Origin of the sequence: Streptomyces sp. DT224, assembly GCF_049844595.1 — a bacterium.
In the GTDB taxonomy this organism is placed as follows: Bacteria; Actinomycetota; Actinomycetes; order Streptomycetales; family Streptomycetaceae; genus Streptomyces.
Map to the genome: position 1 here is coordinate 107931 of NZ_JBNCLI010000010.1, position 19121 is coordinate 127051.

The 19121-nt window shown below is 70.7% G+C and carries 17 protein-coding genes; 6 read left to right on the forward strand and 11 right to left on the reverse strand.

What is annotated here, in order from left to right; genetic code table 11:
* Positions 1–7 precede the first annotated feature (7 nt).
* The 6 genes from ACLQ2N_RS24970 to ACLQ2N_RS24995 all read right to left on the reverse strand — a co-directional run bounded on the left by ACLQ2N_RS24970 (position 8) and on the right by ACLQ2N_RS24995 (position 7284).
* Positions 8–1006, reverse strand: coding sequence for an MBL fold metallo-hydrolase (locus ACLQ2N_RS24970; RefSeq protein WP_425816377.1), 999 nt, complete (start codon positions 1004–1006; stop codon positions 8–10).
* Positions 1007–1286: 280 nt separating this feature from the next.
* Positions 1287–2462, reverse strand: a complete 1176-nt coding sequence (locus ACLQ2N_RS24975; RefSeq protein ID WP_425816378.1) for a Gfo/Idh/MocA family protein — start codon at positions 2460–2462, stop codon at positions 1287–1289.
* A 40-nt stretch (positions 2463–2502) separates the two neighbouring features.
* Positions 2503–4143 carry a hypothetical protein gene (locus ACLQ2N_RS24980; RefSeq protein ID WP_425816379.1) on the reverse strand — a complete coding sequence of 547 codons (1641 nt, stop codon included), beginning with the start codon at positions 4141–4143 and terminating at the stop codon, positions 2503–2505.
* Positions 4144–4194: 51 nt separating this feature from the next.
* Positions 4195–5142 (reverse strand): carbohydrate ABC transporter permease, encoded by a 948-nt coding sequence (locus tag ACLQ2N_RS24985; protein WP_425816380.1) that lies wholly within the window; start codon positions 5140–5142, stop codon positions 4195–4197.
* Complete coding sequence (locus tag ACLQ2N_RS24990) at positions 5139–6146, reverse strand: ABC transporter permease (RefSeq protein ID WP_425816381.1); 1008 nt, start codon at positions 6144–6146, stop codon at positions 5139–5141. The genes ACLQ2N_RS24985 and ACLQ2N_RS24990 overlap by 4 nt, the downstream gene beginning before the upstream one ends.
* A 337-nt stretch (positions 6147–6483) precedes the next feature.
* The gene (locus tag ACLQ2N_RS24995) at positions 6484–7284 is read right to left on the reverse strand and encodes a DeoR/GlpR family DNA-binding transcription regulator (protein WP_425816382.1); all 801 of its coding nucleotides are present in this window, start codon (positions 7282–7284) and stop codon (positions 6484–6486) included.
* A gap of 185 nt (positions 7285–7469) precedes the next feature.
* Here ACLQ2N_RS24995 and ACLQ2N_RS25000 point away from each other — a divergent pair, with 185 nt between their 5' ends.
* Entirely contained in the window at positions 7470–8354 is an 885-nt protein-coding gene (locus tag ACLQ2N_RS25000) for an SIS domain-containing protein (protein WP_425816383.1), read from the forward strand.
* 95 nt (positions 8355–8449) lie between these two features.
* Here ACLQ2N_RS25000 and ACLQ2N_RS25005 read toward each other — a convergent pair whose 3' ends face one another.
* Positions 8450–8959 (reverse strand): hypothetical protein, encoded by a 510-nt coding sequence (locus ACLQ2N_RS25005; RefSeq protein WP_425816384.1) that lies wholly within the window; start codon positions 8957–8959, stop codon positions 8450–8452.
* A gap of 106 nt (positions 8960–9065) precedes the next feature.
* A complete protein-coding gene (locus tag ACLQ2N_RS25010) occupies positions 9066–11789 on the reverse strand; it encodes a cellulose binding domain-containing protein (protein WP_425816385.1) in 2724 nt (907 codons plus the stop codon).
* 285 nt (positions 11790–12074) lie between these two features.
* Here ACLQ2N_RS25010 and ACLQ2N_RS25015 point away from each other — a divergent pair, with 285 nt between their 5' ends.
* The 3 genes from ACLQ2N_RS25015 to ACLQ2N_RS25025 all read left to right on the forward strand — a co-directional run bounded on the left by ACLQ2N_RS25015 (position 12075) and on the right by ACLQ2N_RS25025 (position 14631).
* On the forward strand, positions 12075–12746 hold the full coding sequence (locus ACLQ2N_RS25015) for a DedA family protein (protein WP_425816386.1): 672 nt from the start codon (positions 12075–12077) through the stop codon (positions 12744–12746).
* A 77-nt stretch (positions 12747–12823) separates the two neighbouring features.
* Complete coding sequence (locus ACLQ2N_RS25020; protein WP_425816387.1) at positions 12824–13996, forward strand: sensor histidine kinase; 1173 nt, start codon at positions 12824–12826, stop codon at positions 13994–13996.
* Positions 13987–14631, forward strand: coding sequence for a response regulator transcription factor (locus ACLQ2N_RS25025; RefSeq protein ID WP_425816388.1), 645 nt, complete (start codon positions 13987–13989; stop codon positions 14629–14631). The genes ACLQ2N_RS25020 and ACLQ2N_RS25025 overlap by 10 nt, the downstream gene beginning before the upstream one ends.
* A 21-nt stretch (positions 14632–14652) precedes the next feature.
* Here the strand turns inward: ACLQ2N_RS25025 and ACLQ2N_RS25030 are convergent, their stop codons facing one another.
* Positions 14653–15048, reverse strand: a complete 396-nt coding sequence (locus tag ACLQ2N_RS25030; protein ID WP_425816389.1) for a Zn-ribbon domain-containing OB-fold protein — start codon at positions 15046–15048, stop codon at positions 14653–14655.
* 118 nt (positions 15049–15166) lie between these two features.
* Entirely contained in the window at positions 15167–15919 is a 753-nt protein-coding gene (locus tag ACLQ2N_RS25035; protein WP_425816390.1) for a TetR family transcriptional regulator, read from the reverse strand.
* A 109-nt stretch (positions 15920–16028) separates the two neighbouring features.
* Between ACLQ2N_RS25035 and ACLQ2N_RS25040 the strand changes: the two genes are divergently transcribed.
* Both ACLQ2N_RS25040 and ACLQ2N_RS25045 read left to right on the forward strand, forming a co-directional pair.
* On the forward strand, positions 16029–16814 hold the full coding sequence (locus ACLQ2N_RS25040) for an electron transfer flavoprotein subunit beta/FixA family protein (RefSeq protein WP_425816391.1): 786 nt from the start codon (positions 16029–16031) through the stop codon (positions 16812–16814).
* 49 nt (positions 16815–16863) lie between these two features.
* The gene (locus ACLQ2N_RS25045; RefSeq protein ID WP_425816392.1) at positions 16864–17826 is read left to right on the forward strand and encodes an electron transfer flavoprotein subunit alpha/FixB family protein; all 963 of its coding nucleotides are present in this window, start codon (positions 16864–16866) and stop codon (positions 17824–17826) included.
* 74 nt (positions 17827–17900) lie between these two features.
* Here the strand turns inward: ACLQ2N_RS25045 and ACLQ2N_RS25050 are convergent, their stop codons facing one another.
* Positions 17901–19076 (reverse strand): macrolide family glycosyltransferase, encoded by a 1176-nt coding sequence (locus ACLQ2N_RS25050; protein WP_425816393.1) that lies wholly within the window; start codon positions 19074–19076, stop codon positions 17901–17903.
* Between the last annotated feature and the right edge of the window lie 45 nt (positions 19077–19121).

Consider the following 19121-nt stretch of genomic DNA (forward strand, 5'->3'; position numbering starts at 1 on the left):
CGCGCGGTCAGCCCGCGCTGCCTGCCGGCTCACTGACCTGCTCCACTTCGTGTGCGACGGTGGCGACGTCGGTCATGACCTGGACGACGCTGGGCCGCTCCGAGCCGTCGAGCTGCCGGTATTCGCTGCCGATGGTCACCACCAGCCGCTCGGGGAGGCCGAGTCCGGGGTAGCGGCCCTCGGCGATGACCTGGCGGGCGGCGTCGATGGAGGGGACGCCCGCGGCGTGCAGGGTGTGGGCGCGCTCGCGGATGTATTCGAGGTACGTGATGTGCTCGCGGACGCCGGCCCGGTCGAGGACGGGGCCGTGGCCGGGGACGATCGTTTCGGCGCCGGTGGCCAGCACCTGCTCGCAGGCCCCGATGATGTTGCTCAGCGGGCCTTCCCAGTGGATCGGGTGGTCGCCGGGCTGCTCGGGGGACGACGAGAAGATGATGTCGCCGCTGAACACGGTGGACTGGGCGGGCAGGTGGACCATCAGGTCGCCGGTGGTGTGCGCGGGCGCGAGCGAGGTGATCTGCACCGGGTAGTCGCCGAGGCTCAGTTCGAGCTCGCCCGTGAAGTAGGTGGTCGGCCGGACGGGTTCGGTCTGCGACCAGTCGAACGGGCCGAAGTGGCGGGCGAGGTAGGCCCCGAGGGGGGTCGCCGGGTCGCCGCCGGTGACGAGCGCGTGCTGCTGCTGCGGCGAGGGCTCGTAGTGGATGTGCTCCCGGGCCTCGCGGGTCACGATGATCTCGGCGTCCGGGAGCACGCCCGCGCCCCAGAAGTGGTCGCCGTTGGCGTGCGTGACGATCACCCGGTCGATGGTGACGCCGTCCGGCAGCCGCTTGGAGGACTCGGCGAGGAACTGGCCGGCGAGCACCGGGTCGTACGGCGTGTCGATCCACAGCGCGCCACGGGGCGAGACGAGCAGGCCGCAGTTGGCCAGCCCCCAGCCACGCTTCGGCGGGAGCCAGGCGTACAGGCCCCTGCCAAGGTCAACGACATCCCCACCCGTGATCGACATGGACGCGATTATGCCGACCGGTTCCCGGTCGCGCGTTCGAGCCCGGTCAGATGGGCATGTGATTGGCTTGAAATAGACCTTGACCCACCGCGCGGACTGTCGGGCGGTGACCGTACGACACCACTTCGAAACACCTTCGTCACTATTACGGGATACGGCGCCGTCAAACCGGAAGGGGCCGATTACCCACTGAGCATGGCCGAAAAGAGACGCCAAAAGGTCCCCGGCGCGACCGCTTGGAGCGGTGTGCCGGGGACCCGTGGCTCAGGCGGCCGGAGCGTCAGGAGCGGACCTGGCCGCGTTCGAAGTACGCGATCAGCTCGGGGTCCAGGGGCGGCACCTCGTGGGGGGCGCCGCCCTCGCGCAGGGAGCGGGTCGCGAGGACGCCGGCGGCGACGCTCATCCGGGCGGCGACCGGGGAGGTGTCGGTGACTCCCCCTTCGCGGACGAACCGGACGAACTCCTGCATGATCCGGCTGTCGCCGCCGCCGTGGGAGCCCTTCGCCTCGGGCACCCGGTAGGTGATGTCGGCGTCGGCGCGGTAGCCGCTGGGGCCAGTGTTCCAGACCTTGACCTCGTCGCCGGGTCCGTCGCCGAAGTTCTCCAGCCGGCCCTCGGTGCCGATGACCGTGTAGTTGCGCCAGTAGTCGGGGGTGAAGTGGCACTGCTGGTAGGCGGCCACGACGCCGTTGTCGAGCTGCATGTTCATCACCGAGACGTCCTCGACGTCCACGATGTGGTGCAGGTCCTTGCGGGCCGTCGGCGGCCAGTCGAACTCGCGCAGCCAGTTCTCGGGGCGCGGGGTGTCCGGCTCGCGGCGCGGCAGGTTCCCGTAGACGAGCAGGTCGCCCAGGGCGTTGACGCGCTGCGTGTAGCCCCCGGCCAGCCAGTGCAGCACGTCGATGTCATGTGCGGCCTTCTGGAGCAGCAGGCCGGTGGTGCGGGTGCGGTCGGCGTGCCAGTCCTTGAAGTAGTAGTCGCCGCCGTAGCCCACGAAGTGGCGCACCCAGACGGCCTTGGGCTCGCCGATGTCGCCGCGCGCGATGATGTCGCGCATCAGCCGGACGACGCCCATGTGGCGCATGTTGTGGCCGACGTAGAGCCGGGTGCCGGTCTCGTACGCGGCGCGCAGGATGTTGTCGCAGCTCTCGACGGAGATGCCGAGCGGCTTCTCCACGAAGACCGCCTTGCCGGCCCTCAGGGCGTCGATGGCGATGACCTCGTGGGTGTCGTCCGGGGTCGCGACGATGATCGCGTCCAGGTCGTCCCGGCCGAGGAGCAGCTTGTAGTCCTCGACCGCGATCTCGGCGCCGAAGCGCTCGGCCTCGCGGCTGCGCACCTCCGGGTCGAGGTCGCAGACGGCGGTGATCGCCGACCCCTTGCCGGGGTGGTGGGCCGCCATCGCGATGGACCGGCGCAGGCCGAGCCCGATGACGCCGAGTCGCAGGTCTGACACGGGAGTCCCTTCATTTGGTGCGGGTCGTGCGGACAGAGGGTTACTTGCCGGCGAGCGACGCCTCGAACTCGGCGCGCATCTTGTCGCCGCCGCCGGAGCGCCACTTGCGCAGCTCGTCCTTGAAGGCGGAGATCGGCTTCCGGCCGGCGACGATGTCCAGCTGGATATCGCTCATGGCGGTGGTGAGTGACGGGCTCTTGCTGGTGGACGTGTCCGAGAAGTGGCCGCTGGTCGGGTTGGTCTGGGCGATCTTGAGCAGATCCTCCTGCCAGCCGTGGATCTTTCCGGCCAGTTCGCCGCGGCCCGGAAGGTAGATGTACTCGGGTCCGGCGGCGAGGAAGGCCAGCGGCATCGCGGTGGTGACGGCCTCGGAGTTGCCCTTGGCGGTGAGCTTGACGTCCCCGCCGGAGGTGCGGTTCCAGTGCTTGCCCTCGATGCCGTTGTCGAGGAAGAGGCGCTCCTCCGTACCGAAGGGGGCGGCCAGGTAGTCCAGGACGCGCAGCAGCATCTTGACGCGCTTGTCGTCGGCCTTCTTGTTGATGGCGGTGTAGCCGACGGAGCCGTAGCCCATGTTGTAGTGCGGTGTGGCGCCTTCCTTGGCGGCGAACGGCACGATGACGCCGAACGGGAAGTCGTACGTCTTGGCGTCGACCAGGAAGCTGGGGAAGGACTGGACGTAGGCGCCGAGGGAGCCCTGGGCCATCTTCTCCATGGTGGTGCTGAGGTTGGGGTCCGGCCAGAAGAGTTTGGCCTCGGCGCACTTGACGGCGAAGGCCAGGGCCTCCTGGTACTCCTCCGTCTCGTACTGGTGCGTCAGCTTGCCGCCCTCCAGTCGCCAGGCGCTGGGGGCGCCGAACCACTGGGCGAACTGGGCGATGTGGTTCACGTACGCCGGTTCCAGGACGTACTTGTTGCGCTTGACGTCCAGCAGTTCCCTGCCCTTGGCGAGGAAGTCCTCGGCGCTGGTGAACTCGGCGCCGCCGACCGGCTTCCAGAAGTCCTGGTTGACGACGTAGACCTGGCCCATGGAGCCGTAGGCGACGGTGACGCCGCGGATCTTGCCGTTGACGACGGCGGTCTTCCAGGCGGTGGTCGGCAGGTTCGCCAGGTTGGGGTACGCCTTGACCGCGTCGCCCGACAGGTAGGGGGTGAGGTCGTGGAACTTGGCGTCCAGGAGTTCGGGCACGCGCTGGATGCCCTGGTTCGGCGGGAACCAGACGAGGTCGGGTATGTCGCCGCCGGCCATCATCGCGTTGAACTTCGTGAGGTACGCGTCGGTGCCCTGGTCCACGACGATCGTCATGTCGAACCGGGCGCCGAGGCGCTTGTTCAGCTCCTGCCAGTAGGCGTTCTTGGCCTGCGGCGGGGCGGGGGTGGTGAACGTCTCGGTGAGGGCGGTGATGCGGCTGCCGTCGCCGGGGGTCTTCGCGACGGACTTGGTGAGCTTCTTGGGGTAGCGCAGGTAGGTCGCGTCGAGGCCCGCCGCGTTGCCCGCGAGGTCGGCGGGGGCGGTCTGGGCCGCCACGTACGTCGGGAGCTTGAGCTTGGCCGACGCCTTGGCGCCGCCCTTGCTGACCGTGGCGCCGCTGCCGCAGGCGCTCAGGGTCGCGAGACCCGCGACGGTGAGGCCGGCGATTCCCGCGGCGCCCATGAAACCGCGTCGGGACAGGTGGGTGGACATGGGGCTCCTTGAAGTGGGTGGCGTGCGGGGCGGTGGTGCGGGGCGGGCGGGTCAGCCCTTGATCGCCCCGGTGAGGACGCCCTTGACGAAGAACTTCTGCAGGAAGGGGTAGACGCAGAAGATGGGCACGATGGCGATGATCAGCACGGCCATCTGCAGGGAGGTCGCGGGCGGGATGGAGTGGACGCCCATCGCGGAGGCGTTGATGCTCTGCCCGTTGAGGACGTAGCTCCGCAGGATCACCTGGATGGGGAACTTGCTGGAGTCGTTGAGGTACAGCACCGCGTTGAAGAAGCTGTTCCAGTACCCGACGGCGTAGAAGAGGCCGACCACGGCGAGGACCGCCTTCGACAGCGGGAGGACGATCCGGAAGAGGACCGTGACCTCGTTGGCGCCGTCGATGCGCGCCGCGTCGTACAGCTCCTCCGGAATGCTCTGGAAGAACGAGCGGACCACCACGATGTTGAAGGCGTTCAGCAGGACCGGAAGGATCAGTGAGGCGTACGTGTCCAGCATGTGGAACTGCTGGACGGCGAGGTACGTCGGGATGATGCCGGGCGCGAACAGGAACGTGCCGAGCACCAGGAGCAGGATCGGCTTGGCGAGGACCGTGCCGGGGCGCGAGGTGCCGTACGCGATCATCACCGTGCAGGCCAGGCTGAGCGCGGTGCCGATCAGCGTGATGAAGATGGACACCACCGCGGCCCGGGTGACCACGCCCCCGGACAGGATGACGCGGTACGCCTCCAGCGTCGGGTGGTGCGGGATCAGCACGTAGCCGCCGTTGGCGTTCAGCTCCTCGCGGCCCGCGAGGCTGGTGCCGATGGCGAGGAGGAACGGGTAGAGCACGATCACGGTCAGCACGACGAGCGCGAGGCCCTTGGCGCCCTGCCCGTACCAGTGGGGGCGCTCCATCCACGGCGGGCGGCCGTTGGACTTGCGGGGGCGGGCGGCCCCGGACCGGGCGGCGCGCAGCCGGGTCGCGACGGACTGACTCATCGGTACACTCCCTGCTCGCCGAAGCGGTGGGCCAGCTTGTTGGCGGCGAGGATGAGGGCGAATCCGATGACGCCCTTCATCAGTCCGGCGGCGGTGCTCATGCCCCAGTCGCCGTCCACGACGCCGTGGAAGTAGACGTAGGTGTCCATGACCTCGGCGGCGTCCGGGCCGACGGCGTCGCGCTGGAGCAGGATCTGCTCGAAGCCGACCGACAGGATGTCGCCGAGCCGCAGGATGAGCAGCATCAGGATGACCGGCCGGATGCCGGGCAGCGTGATGTGCCAGATCCGACGGAGCCAGCCGGCGCCGTCCATGGCGGCGGACTCGTACTGGCCCATGTCGATCGAGGCGATGGACGCCAGGAAGATGATCGTGCCCCAGCCGCAGTCCTTCCAGATGGCCTGCGCGGTGATGAGGAACTTGAAGGTCCCGGGGTCGGTCATCACGTTGCCGATGCTCACCCCGTGCTCCATGAGGAGCGTGGTGACCGAACCGGCGCCGCCGAGCACCTGCTTGAACATCGCGACGACGACGACCCAGGAGAGGAAGTGCGGGAGGTACACGACGGTCTGGATGAACCGCTTGATCTTCTCGCTGATGAGCGAGTTGAGCAGCAGGGCCAGGGCGATCGGTGCCGGGAAGTACAGGAGGAGCTGGATCGCCGTGATCTGGAGGGTGTTGGACACCGCGCTCCAGAAGTCGGGCTCGGCCAGCAGCGCGGTGAAGTTCGCCATCCCGACGAACGGGCTCTGCTTGAAGCCCAGGAACGGCTGGTAGTCCTGGAAGGCGATGACGTTGCCCGCGAGCGGCAGGTAGAAGAAGAGGACGAAGTACAGCACGCCGGGCAGGCAGAAGAGCAGAAGCGCCTTGTCCCGCTTGATGCGCTGCCGGAGCGGCTGCCGTATTCGGTTCTTCCTGCCCTTCCCCGCGGGGCGTTCCGCGTCTTCCGGGTCGCGGGGCTGCGGCACGGGCGGCCGCGCAGCTGTGACCGGCGTGTTTGCCATCGTCACAGGCACCTCCAGGGCTGATGGAGCGAGAGAACGTCCCGCATACGTGGAGGCGGCGCGCGCTTCGGGGAAGCGCGGCCGCTGCTCCTTCGCGGCGACAGGCACATAGTTCACGACCGCGCACCGGTATGGCAAGAGTTGTTCATTTCGCAGAGGTAACGAACATCTATGGGCAAGCAAAAGTCGCTCCACGCGCGCTCCTGCAATCTGAACCGGTTTGGGCGCCTTGGGGTGTGCGCAGAAAAGCGGGCCGCCGCGCACGATGTGCGCGGCGGCCCGCTGGCGGTACGGCGAGGGCCTGTCCTCGAACTCCCCTGAAGACAGGCGCCAGAGGTCAGACGGCGATGACCGTGACACCGGCCTCCGTGAAGCGGGCGGACGCCTCGGGGGCGATCCCCCGGTCGGTGACCAGGAAGTCGACCAGGGCGAGGTCGCAGACCCGGGCGAAGGCCCGCTTGCCGATCTTCGAGGAGTCGGCGGCGACCACCACGCGCTGGGCCTGCTGGGCGAGCAGCCGGTTGATGCTGGCCTCGCCCTCGTGGTGCACGTACGCACCGCGTTCGGTGTCGATGGCGTTGACGCCGAGGACGGCCACGTCGAGCGTTATCTCGCCGAGCACCCCACTGGCCAGCGGGCCGGTCAGCTCGTACGACTGGGGCCTGGCGACCCCGCCGGTGACGACCATCTTGATCTGCGGCCGGATCACCAGCTCGTTGGCGATGTTGAGGGCGTTGGTCACCACCGTCAGCGTCGGCGGGCCCGCCGCGCCGCCGGCCCCGTCGCCCACCAGGTCCGCGCGGACGGCGAGCGAACGGGCCACCTCGGTGATGGTGGTGCCGCCGGTGAGGCCGACCACCTCGCCGACCGCGACGAGTTCGGCGACGGCACGTCCGATGGCCTGCTTCTCCGGCGCGTTGCGCCCCGTTTTGTAACGGAGGGCCAGCTCGTAACTGACGCCGTGAGCGATCGCGCCGCCCCTGGTGCGGGTGAGCAGTTGCTGTTCGGCGAGCTGGTCCAGGTCCCGCCGGATGGTCGCGGCCGAGACGTCGAGCGTCCTCGCGGCGTCCTCGACGTCCACCCGGCCGTGCTTACCTACGAGTTCCAGCAGTGCGTTCCACCGGGCATCCCTGGACAAGGCGGTTCTCCTCACAGGTCCGGGCTGCGGGCGCCCATCCCCTTGGGCGCGATCACCGGACAGGCGCAAGCGTCGCACAAGGCTCCGGCGAGTCAAGCCCCGTGCATGCAGAATGCTTGATAATGCTCGCTCGTCGCGGGTAACGTGCGCAAACGAGCATCCCACCACCACCACGGAGTGCAAAAGTGTCATTTGTCGAGACCGAGATCGCCAGTCAGCCGGAGTGCTGGCGCCGCGCAGCGGAGCTGGCACCGAGTCATGCGGCCGCGCTGCCCGCGCCCGGCGAGCGCGTCGCCGTCGTCGGCTGCGGCACCTCGTTCTACATGGCTCAGGCATACGCCTCGCTCCGTGAGGAGTCCGGGCAGGGCGAGACGGACGCCTTCGCCGCGTCCGAGTTCCCCAGCCGCCGCCGCTACGACCGGGTCGTCGCGCTCACCCGCTCCGGCACCACGACCGAGGTCCTCGAACTCCTCGGCCGGCTGAGCGGCACTACCCCCACGGTGGCCATCACCGCCGACCCGGAGACGCCGGTGATGACGGCCGCCGACGCGGTCGTCGTCCTCGACTTCGCGGACGAACAGTCGGTCGTCCAGACCCGGTTCGCCACCACGCTGCTGACGCTGCTGCGCGCGCACCTCGGCCTGCACACCGACGCCGTGGTCCGGGACGCGGAGCGGGCGCTGGCCGAGCCGCTGCCGGAGGGGCTGGTGGAGTGCGCGCAGTTCACCTTCCTCGGGCGCGGCTGGACGGCCGGCCTCGCCAACGAGGCGGCGCTCAAGATGAAGGAGGCGTCGCTCTCCTGGACCGAGTCGTACGCCGCGATGGAGTACCGCCACGGCCCGATCTCCATCGCCACGGACACCACCGCGACCTGGATGTTCGGCGCCGCCCCCGAGGGCCTGCGCGAACAGCTCCTGGAGACCGGTGCCCGCTGGGTGGAGAGCCACCTGGACCCGCTGGCCGACCTGGTCCGCGTCCAGCGCCTGGCGGTGGCGCGCGCCACCGCCCGCGGTCTCGACCCGGACGCCCCCCGCCACCTGACGCGCTCGGTGGTCCTGGCGGACGCCTGATCCCGTCGTCACCACACGTCAAACGCCGGCCAGGCCGAACTTCGGCCTGGCCGGCGTTTGATGACTGGGGGTCCGAGGGGGGGGCGACGCCCCCGTCAGGACTCCTCGAAGTGGGCGTCCAGGACGGCGTCGAAGCCCTCGGTCCACTCCTTGAGGCTGCCGCGCGACGGCGCCTCGACCTCGCCGTTGAACCAGCGCTGGGACGACAGGTGGACGGTCACGGTGAACCGGCGGCCGAAGCGGGCCGGCTTCAGCTCGACCGCGCCGATCTCGTCCCAGCCGAAGTCGGCCTGCTGGTCGTCCAGCGTGAACCGGACGCCGCCGGGCCCGGCCGAGATCGAACCGCGCCGGTCACTCACCTCGAACGACGGTCCCTCGGGGGTCTCTTCGTCGCTCTCCTTCTCCTCGTCCTCCTCGTCCGGCGCCACCGGCGCCTCGTCGGCCGGCGGCTCGGCGACGGCGTCCGCGGGGGCGGGCTCCTCGGTGCTCTCCGGCTCCTCCTCCACCGCTTCGGCGGGTCGGGGGGCCGTGAGACCGGGGATGTACGCCGGGTCGGTCCCCGCGGCGTACGCGGGCTGGGTCTTCGGGTCTATGCGCTGCTCCACGGCGGGCAGTATGGCCGACGAACCTGTACAGGGCCAGTAAGGCCGTGCCGGGGGACGGGCCCGGGCCGCCCGGCCCGCCCCCTGACGCGAGGCCCCGCGCCCCGCGTCAGCCGGTGGCGCAGACCTCCTCACCGAGCGAGAAGGTGTCCGGTGCCGTGTTGCCGCCGGTCAGCGTGCCCGTGAAACCGAAGCCCGCGGACGCGCCCGGCGCCACCCGGCCGTTCCAGGAGACGTTGGCGGCCGTCACCTTCGCGCCGTCCTGCGCGGGCGTCGCGTTCCACATCTGGCCGACCTTCTGCCCGTCGGGGAAGGTCCAGGCGAGCTTCCAGCCGTCCAGCTCCGTGCTGCCGGTGTTGGTGAGGGTCACATCGGCCTGGAAACCGCCGGACCACTGGTTGGTGACCTTGTACGTCACCGAACAGGCGGCGTCACCGGGATCCGTGCCCGGGTCGGTACCGGGGTCCGTGCCGGGGTCGGTGCCCGGGTCCGTACCGCCCCCGTCGCTGTCCGAGGAGTCGCCGTACATGATTCCGCGCCCGTTGGTGGACACGTACACCCGGCCGAAGACGCGCGGGTCACCCGTGATCGCGGCGCCGGTCCAGCCCCACTGGTGGGCGTCGTCGTTGATGCGGGTCCAGGTGGCGCCCGCGTCGGTCGACCGGAAGATGCCGCGCACCCCGCCGATCTTCGCCGACACGAAGAGCGTCTGGTAGGAGGCGCCCGCCGCCGCCTTGCCGAAGCCGACGGAGTCCGCCTCGTCGACGCCGCTCAGCTTCGTGAAGGTCGCCCCCGAGTCGGTCGAGTGCCACAGGCCGTACGCGCCCGTCGTGTCGCCGCCCGCGAGCCAGACGTCACCCTCGGTGCCGGGGACCGCCTTGAAGCGGACGTCGCCCTCGGTGGGCAGGCCGCTCGACGCCTTGGCCGTGAAGGTCGCGCCGCCGTCCGTGGAGACGTAGAAGGTGCCGGCCTTGAATCCGTAGAACTTCTTCGGGTTCTTCCGGTCCGACTCGACCGTCGCACCCTGCGGTATCCCGGTCGACGCCGACCACGAACTCCCGTACCCGGTCGTGTGGTGCACCCCGGCGCCCTCGGGACTCCAGACGAAGCCGCTCGCGTCGGCCGCCGCCGCGACCGTGCCGCCGCCGGTCACCCCGGACGGCTCGGAGCCCTGGAACCAGTTGGAGCCGTTGTCCGTCGAGAAGCCGATGTGCGGGGCGGCGTCGGCGCTGCCGACCCGGACCACCGTGTTCGGGCTGCTCTCGGCGAAGTCGATGCTCGTGGTCGAGGTGAGGTTGGGCGAGGTGAACATCATGTCCGGCACGGCGTCGAGGTCGGTGTGCCGGAAGCCCCCGATGTCACCGAGCGCGCTGAGCAGCGGCGCCCCGGACGGCGGGCTGGCCAGGTCGTTGACGGCGGTCTCCTCCAGGCCCTTCACCATCGGGGTGATCTTGAACTTGCTGCCGGAGTCCCAGTTGGTGAGGTTCTCGGTGCCGTAGATCGTCGCGCCGGTGCCGTACATCATGCGGTTGGAGTCGAACGGGTCGATCTCCAGCGCCTCCGTCATCCAGCCCAGCTTGGGCGTGGTCTCCGGCGGCGTCGGGTTGGCGCCCCAGGTCAGCCACGGCACCGAGGAGACGTCCTGGGTGAAGCGGTTGGAGCGGTTGGGGTAGCTGGTGTAGTCCCACGCCTGGGTCCAGGTCGCGCCGCTGTCCGTCGAGCGGAAGATCTGGGTGTCGGGCCACCAGGAGCTGTAGGCGGTCGCCATCACCGTGCCGGGGTGCTGCCGGTCCACGGTGAGCCCGCTGAAGCCGTAGAAGGTGTCGGCCTCGGCGACCGGGCTGACGTCCTTCCACTCACCGGTCGCGGTGGTGTACCGCCAGATCTGCCCCTTGCCGCCGTCGTACGGGCCTCCGGTGTCGCTCAGGGTCAGATACAGGTAGCCGTTGTCCGAGTCGAGTACGCCCTTGTGCGCCAGGTATCCGGTGGGCTGCCCGGCGATCCGCGACCAGGTGGTCCCGCCGTCCGTGGAGCGGTAGACGGTGTTCTCCTTGTCGGCGACGCCGACGTAGATGTCCTGGGTCGCGCTGCCCGCGCTGCCGCTGCGCTCGTCGAACGTCACCCAGACGATGCCCTGGTTGTCGTTGCCGTAGCCGCTGGTGTCGGTGGGGTCCTGGGCGTAGTTGCCCGGGTTGGGGAAGGCCGTCACCTCGGACCAGGTGGCACCCGAATCGGTGGACCGCCAGAGGCCGTTGCCGCTGGGCGCGCCGAGGTACAGCACGGAGTTCTTGTTCGGGTCGACCGCGAGGCGTTCGCCCATGCCCCGGCCCGGCATGTTGCCGCCGAGCTTGAAGGGCAGTGTGCTCGCCTTCCAGGTCGCGCCCCGGTCCGACGAACGCAGCACCGCGCCGTTGGTGGGGTCCCAGTCGTTGGTGTAGGTGCCCACGGCGGCGTACACCTTGTCCGGGTCGACGGAGTCCGACGCGAGGCTCACCACCCCGGTCCAGCCCCAGTGGTCCCAGTCCACCCAGTCGAGCAGCGGCTTCCACTGCTTGCCGGCCTGGTCCCAGCGGTAGGCGCCGCCGATGTCCGTACGGGCGTAGGCGAGGTTCTTCTCGGACCGGTTGAAGACGATCCCGGGGACGAAGCCGCCGCCGTCGATCCGGACGTTCTTCCAGTCGTACGTGTCCGCCGCAAGGGACACATCGGATGCCTGGGCGGCGGGGGCGGCGTCACTGTCCTTCGCCGACGCCGGCGCACCGGCGGCGAAGAGCCCGGCGGTGAGGGTGAGTGCCGCCACCAGGGCAGCGAGGGGTCTTGCGCTTCTGCGCACGGAAACGTCTCCTCCGAACAGGGCCGCCGACAATGGCGGTTAAGGGCGTGAACGGATGTGGGAGCGCTCCCATTTCGCGTCCCGATGGTAGCGGCGTCACCCCTCCTGGAGAAGAGAAGAGGCAAGTTTCATCGGATGACTTGGGCGCGCCGCCCTCGATAGGCACACCTGCGGTTAACCGCACCCCGGACGGCGGCGACCCTCATACCGGCGCGGTCCCGCGCTTCCTAGCGTGGCGGGGAGCCGGGGCAGGGCGCCTCGGCGGCCGTCCGTCTGGAGCCCTGCATGCACCCCGTCCCACTCGCTCTCCCTCAGGAACCCGCCGGAGGTTTCGCCGGCTGGGCGGCCGACCTGATCGATGCCCTCGGCGCTCCGGGGGCCGGTCTCGCCATCGCTCTGGAGAACCTGTTCCCGCCGCTGCCGAGCGAGGTGATCCTGCCGCTGACCGGGTTCGCCGCCGGTCAGGGGGTGCTCTCGCTCGCCTCGGCGCTGTTCTGGACGACACTCGGTTCAGTGGCGGGGGCGGCGGCCCTGTACGGGATCGGGGTGCTGTTCGGGCGGGACCGCGTGCACGCCCTGTGGGCGCGGCTGCCCCTGGTCAGGGTTTCCGATCTGGAGCGCACCGAGGCGTGGTTCCTGCGGCACGGCACGAAGGCGGTGCTGCTGGGCCGGATGGTGCCGATCTTCCGGAGCCTGATCTCCGTACCGGCGGGCCTGGAACGCATGCCGCTGCCGACGTTCCTCGGGCTGACCGCCGTGGGCAGTCTGGCCTGGAACTCCGTGCTGGTGATGGCCGGTTACTGGCTAGGCGACCAGTGGGACACCGTCGGCGACTACGTCGGCGTGCTCTCCGAGGCCGTGCTGCTGCTGGTCGCGGTGGCGCTCGTGCTGTACGTCGTCGTGCGCGTCCGGTCCCGCGCGGCGGGGCGGGCCAGGCACCGCCGGGGTGCCGGATGAGCGGGCCGGGCACTATGGTTCGGCCGACCGGGCCCCGGCGAGGGGGCCCCGGGCGCGAGGCGGAGGGGCGGAGCGGGGTGTCGGAGGTTTCCGCCGGAGTGCCGGGCACGTCCGGCCGCGGCCGGACAGGCAGGCCGGCCGCGGCGGCGGGGGCGCTGCTCGGCTGCGCGACGGCCCTCGCCGGACTGGTGTACTTCGCGGCGGCCGGGGCGCTCCTGGGCGCGTTCCTGCTGTGGCCCCGCACCCGGGCCTCCACGCGCCGCCTCCTGGTGGCGGGGGCCCGAAGGCTGGCGGAAGCGGAGCGGTGGCGCCGGTCCGTCTTCTTCGGCGACCGGTTCCCCGCGCACCACGCCTCCGACCAGCAGGTCCTCCGCTATCTGGGCGGCCGCGTCTCCTCGGGGCTGCTGTGTGCGGTGGTGACCGCGCTGCTCGGGTTCGGCCTGGTGCTGGCCGGGCTGCTCGCGGTGGGCGTGGCCCGTGCGACGCTCGGCTGGGGCGAGTTGCTGACCCAGGCGGTCCTGGGCTCCGTCCTGCTCTTCCTCGACGTGCAGGGGCTGTTCTCGCTCGCCGCGCTGGACGCCCGGCTCGCCCGGGAGTGCTTCGGGCCCGGCGAGCGGGAACTGCTGAGGCGGCGCATCGGTGAACTGGCCGCCAGCCGGGCCGCGGTGGTGCGGGCGGTGGACCGGGAGCGCCGGCGCGTCGAGCGCGATCTGCACGACGGGGTCCAGCAGCGCCTGGTCGCGCTGGCGATGCTGCTGGGCCGGGCCCGCCGTACCCGGGACGCCGGCCGCGCCGACGCACTGCTGGCGCAGGCGCACCGGGAGGCGGGCGAGGTGCTCGCCGAACTCCGCGAGGTGGCCTGGCGGGTGTATCCGACGGCCCTGGACAGCGTGGGGCTGCGGGAGGCGCTGGGCGGGGTCGCGGAGCGCTGCCCGATCCCGGTCCGGGTGGCGTACGAGGTCTCCGGAGAGCTGCCGTCACCCGTGGAGACGGCGGCGTACTTCGTGGTGTCCGAGTCCGTGAACAACGCCGCCAAGCACTCGGGCGCCCAGGGCATCGTGGTGAGCGTGGCCCGGCGGGACGGCGTGCTGACCGTGCGCGTCCGGGACGACGGGTGCGGCGGCGCGGACCCGGACGGCGGCGGGCTGGCCGGGCTGCGCGGCCGGGTGGCCGCGATCGACGGCATGCTGGACGTCCACAGCCCCGCCGGGGGCCCCACCACCGTGACCGCGGAGCTGCCGTGCGTGTGATTCTCGCCGAGGACTCGATCCTGCTCAGGGAGGGCCTGGTCCGTCTGCTCACCGAGGAGGGCCATGAGGTCCTGGGCGCGGTGGGCGACGCGGAGTCCCTGCTGTCACAGGTCGCGGCGCACGCGCCGGACATCGTCGTCACCGACATCCGGATGCCGCCCACGCACAAGGACGAGGGGTTGCGCGCGGCGGTGGAGATCCGGGCGCGGCGCCCGGACGTCGGCGTGCTGGTGCTCTCCCAGTACGTCGAGCGGAACTACGCCGCCCAGCTGCTCGCCGAGAACGCGGAGCGGGTCGGGTATCTGCTCAAGGACCGGGTCGCGCAGGTGGAGGAGTTCCTGGACTCGCTGGAGCGCATCCACGCGGGCGGCGCCGTCTTCGATCCGGAGGTCGTACGGCAGTTGGTCATCCGCAGCGCGCACGGTGATCCGCTGTCGCGGCTGACCCCGCGCGAGCGCACCGTCCTCGAGGCGCTGGCGCAGGGCCACACCAACGCGGCCATCGCGCGGAAGCTGCACATCTCGCTGAGTGCCGTCGAGAAGAACCTCAACACCGTCTTCGACAAGCTGGGACTCGCGCACGCCACCGGCTACAACCGGCGCGTCCTCGCCGTGCTGCGCTATCTGGAGGCGTGAGGGCCCCGGCCCCGGCGGCCCTCAGTACCAGCCGGGCGGGTCGCAGACTTCGAGCACGACCTCGCCGGATACGGAGGTGCGGCCGCCGACCGGGCGCACCCGGTCACCGACGTTCACGAGGTGCGGGGCCGCGCCCACGATCCGGCAGCGGTAGACGAAGCCTTCGGGGAAGCGGACGAGGGACTCGTTGCGCATGATGCGCGAGTAGCGGTTGACGACGTTGGAGCGGATGACCACGCCGTGGCCGTCGCTGTGCGCGGATTCGAGATCGCTCGACGCGCAGACGGGGCACAGGAGTGTGCGGAAGGAGGCGGTGTGGCACCAGCGGCACACCTGATAGACGAGCCCTTCCTGGCTGTGTGCTTCCGCCGCGTCGCGCGCCGGCCGCCCCATCACGTCGATTCCGGTACTGAACACGTTCCGCCTCCCGCGCTCGACTCGGTGCGCCGCAGCTTCGAAGACGGCACACCGGCACCGTATGGCACTTAGTTCCAGGAGTAAAGGCACTGAGTGCCGCGAAGTGGGGGCCGGGGTGTCAGGCGGTGCCGAGCGCGGACTCGATGTGCTGCACCACGCGCCACATCGGGGCACCCTTGCGCGCGACCATGACGATCACCTCGTCGTCGCTCATGGAAGAGGTCACGGCGGCGGATTCCGGCTCCGGCGCGGGCGCGACGGGCCGCGCGTCCGCCCCGCCCCACACCGCGCGCACGAGTTCGAGGGCCCGGTCCACCTCGGCCTCCGCGTCGCCCTCGCCGCCCGAACGGAGCCAGGACCGCAGCCCGTTGTTGTGCGCGGCGACGACCGAGGCGGCGATCACCTCGGCGCGCAGCGCGGCGTCGGGCCCGGCGTCCGGGTCCCCGGCCCAACGGCGCTCCAGGTAGCCGGCGAGGGTCCTCTCGTAACGGCGCACCACGGACAGCTCGTACGTGCGCAGCCCGGGCACCTCGCGGGTGAGCCGGTAGCGCTGTACGGAGAACTCGGGCTTCTCGGCGTACATGCGCAGCACCAGCCGGGCGCCGTCGCACACCGTGGCGACCGGGTCCGCACCGTCGGCGTCCGCCAGGAACGCGGTCATGTCCGCGAGGCACCGCTCATGGTCGGGGAAGACCGCGTCCTCCTTGGAGGGGAAGTAGCGGAAGAAGGACCGCCGCCCCACCCCGGCCCGCGCGACGATGTCGTCCACCGTGGTCCGCTCGAACCCGCGCTCCAGGAAGAGCGCGAAGGCCGCCTCGGCGAGCACGTCACGCATGGGGGGCTTCTTGGCCGGTCGGCGGTCTTCGGTCATGCCGGAAACGTAACACCGAAGGCAGCCCTCTGACACTGGGTACCTTTACGTAGGGTACTGAGTGCCATAGGATTCCCGCAGGACACCACCAGGTACAGGGAGAGCCGGCGTGAGCTTGAGGATCGTTGTCTGTGTGAAGTACGTGCCCGACGCGACCGGTGACCGGCATTTCGCCGATGACCTGACGTTGGACCGTGAGGATGTCGACGGTCTGCTGTCGGAGCTGGACGAGTACGCGGTCGAGCAGGCGTTGCAGATCGCGGAGGCGGCCGACGACGCGGAGGTCACCGTGTTGACGGTGGGTCCGGAGGATGCCAAGGACGCGTTGCGCAAGGCGTTGTCGATGGGTGCGGACAAGGCGGTTCACGTCGAGGACGACGATCTGCACGGCACGGACGCGCTGGGCACGTCGCTGGTGCTGGCGAAGGCGGTCGAGGAGACCGGGTACGACCTGGTGATCTCGGGGATGGCGTCGACGGACGGCACGATGGGTGTGGTTCCGGCGCTGCTCGCGGAACGGCTGGGTGTGCCGCAGGTGACGCTGCTGTCGCAGGTGTCGGTCGAGGGCGGTGTGGTGCGCGGCCGCCGGGACGGGGACAGTGCGTCGGAGGAGCTGGAGGCGTCGCTCCCGGCGGTCGTGTCGGTGACCGACCAGTCCGGTGAGGCCCGCTATCCGTCGTTCAAGGGGATCATGGCGGCGAAGAAGAAGCCGGTGAAGTCCCTGGACCTGGACGACCTGGGCATCGACGCCGGGCAGGTGGGTCTGGCGGGTGCGTGGACCGCGGTCGACTCCGCGACCGAGCGCCCGGCCCGCACCGCGGGCACGATCGTGAAGGACGAGGGCGAGGGCGGCAGGCAGCTGGCCGAGTTCCTGGCCGGTCAGAAGTTCATCTAGCCCGTAGTTCGTGGTCGTTGTCGCTGATGTGCAGGAGTAGGGAAGTCTGATGGCTGAAGTTCTCGTCTTTGTCGATCACGTGGACGGTGCGGTCCGCAAGCCGGCGCTGGAGCTGCTGACGCTCGCGCGGCGGATCGGTGACCCGGTCGCGGTGGCGGTGGGTGCGGGTGCGTCGGGGACGGCGGGTGTGCTCGCCGAGCACGGCGCGGTCAGGGTCCTGGTGTCCGAGGCCGCCGAGTACGGCGACTACCTCGTCGTGCCGAAGGTGGACGCGCTCCAGGCCGCCCACGCGGCGGTGTCCCCGGCAGCCGTACTGGTGTCGTCGTCGGCGGAGGGCAAGGAGATCGCGGCGCGGCTCGCGGTGCGGATCGGGTCGGGCATCATCACCGACGCGGTCGACGTCGAGGCCGGCGAGCAGGGTGTGGTGGCGACGCAGTCGGTGTTCGCGGCCTCGTTCACGACGAAGTCCCGGATCACGCACGGCACGCCGGTGATCACGGTGAAGCCGAACTCCGCCCCGGTCGAGCAGGCCGCGGGCGCGGGTGCGGTGGAGGAGCTGGCGGTGGAGTTCTCCGCCGCCGCGGCGGGCACGAAGGTGCTCTCGCGTACGCCGCGTGAGTCGACGGGCCGTCCGGAGCTGACGGAGGCCGCGATCGTGGTCTCCGGTGGCCGTGGCGTCAACGGCGCGGAGAACTTCGCGGTCATCGAGGCGCTCGCCGACTCGCTGGGGGCCGCGGTGGGTGCCTCGCGTGCCGCCGTGGACGCGGGCTGGTACCCGCACACCAACCAGGTCGGCCAGACCGGCAAGTCCGTCTCCCCGCAGCTGTACATCGCCTCGGGCATCTCGGGCGCGATCCAGCACCGGGCCGGGATGCAGACCTCGAAGACGATCGTCGCGGTCAACAAGGACGCCGAGGCCCCGATCTTCGACCTCGTGGACTACGGCGTCGTCGGCGACCTCTTCGACGTCGTCCCCCAGCTCACCGAGGAGATCAACACCCGCAAGGGCTGACCCGGCCTCACCTGTGGCGCCCGGCCGGGGCGGTGAACGCGGAGAACCCGCTCACCGCCCCGGCCGGGCCGTTCTCAGCCGAGCAGTTCCTCCACCAGGCCGACGGCCCGCCGGGTGCCGCCCTCCGCCCGGGCGTCCTCGCGCAGCCGCGCCGAACGCCGGGCGACCTCGGGGTCGGCGACGAGGGCGGTGAGCGCTTCCCGCAGGGCGTCGGGGGTGGCGTCATCGGTGTCGATGCGGCGGGCCACCCCCAGCTCCACGAGCTTGTCGGCGTTCATGAACTGGTCGACGCCCTGCGGCACGGCGATCATCGGCACCCCGCTGTACAGCCCCTCGGAGCTGCCGCCCATCCCGGCGTGCGTGACGAACGCGTCCGCCTGCTGGAGGACGGCCAGCTGGGGCACCCACCGGTGCACCTCGACATTGCCGGGTACGGGGCCCAGCTCCGCCAGGTCCGTCTGCTTGCCGACCTGGAGCACCACGTGCCAGCCGGGCAGATCGCCGTAGGCCGCCAGGCAACTGCGGTAGAAGTCGGGACGGTTGGTGTACGCGGAGCCCAACGAGATCAGCAGCACCTTCTCCGCCCCCGCGGGCCGGGTCCAGGACTGCTCGTCGCCGCGCCCGGCGAAGCACGGCCCGACGAACGTGACGGTGTCCATGTCCACGTCGTCCGCGTGCGGCTGCATCGCCCGGGGGATGAGGGCGAGGGTGTTGTCGGGGCGCCCGGTGAAGTCCTCCATGTCCAGCGTGGTCGCGCCGTTCCCGGCCAGCCACTCGGTGAACCGCGCGCGGTACGCGTCGGCCCCGGGCAGCGCCCACAGCTGGGCCGCCACGTCCTGCGCGTAACTCCGCCAGCCGACGAAGGTCGGGTAGAGCTGCATCAGGCGGCGGTTCTGGGACTCGGCGAGCACCCGGGCCGGGTACGCCCCGATGTCGTACAGGTAGAGGTCGGCCGGGTCCTCGTCGTAGACGGCGCGGAGCTGCGGCAGGGCCTGGACGGCGTCGTCCAGGAAGAGGCCCATGGCGGCGATCGGGTCGTCGGGCCAGTTGTTGTCACCGACCGGGAGCACGGAGTCGTACGGCACGAAGGCGGCGCCGGTGGCCTCGATGCGCTCGGCCATCACGGGGTCGTTGGCGTAGGTGACGCGGTGGCCGCGGGCCACCAGTTCGCGGATGACCTCGATGCTCGGCAGCACATGGCTGACGGCGGGGATGCCGATCATGGCGATATGGGCACGGCGACGTGACATGAGGAATCACTCGTTTCAGTTCTGCGGCGGAAGTGGAGACGGCAG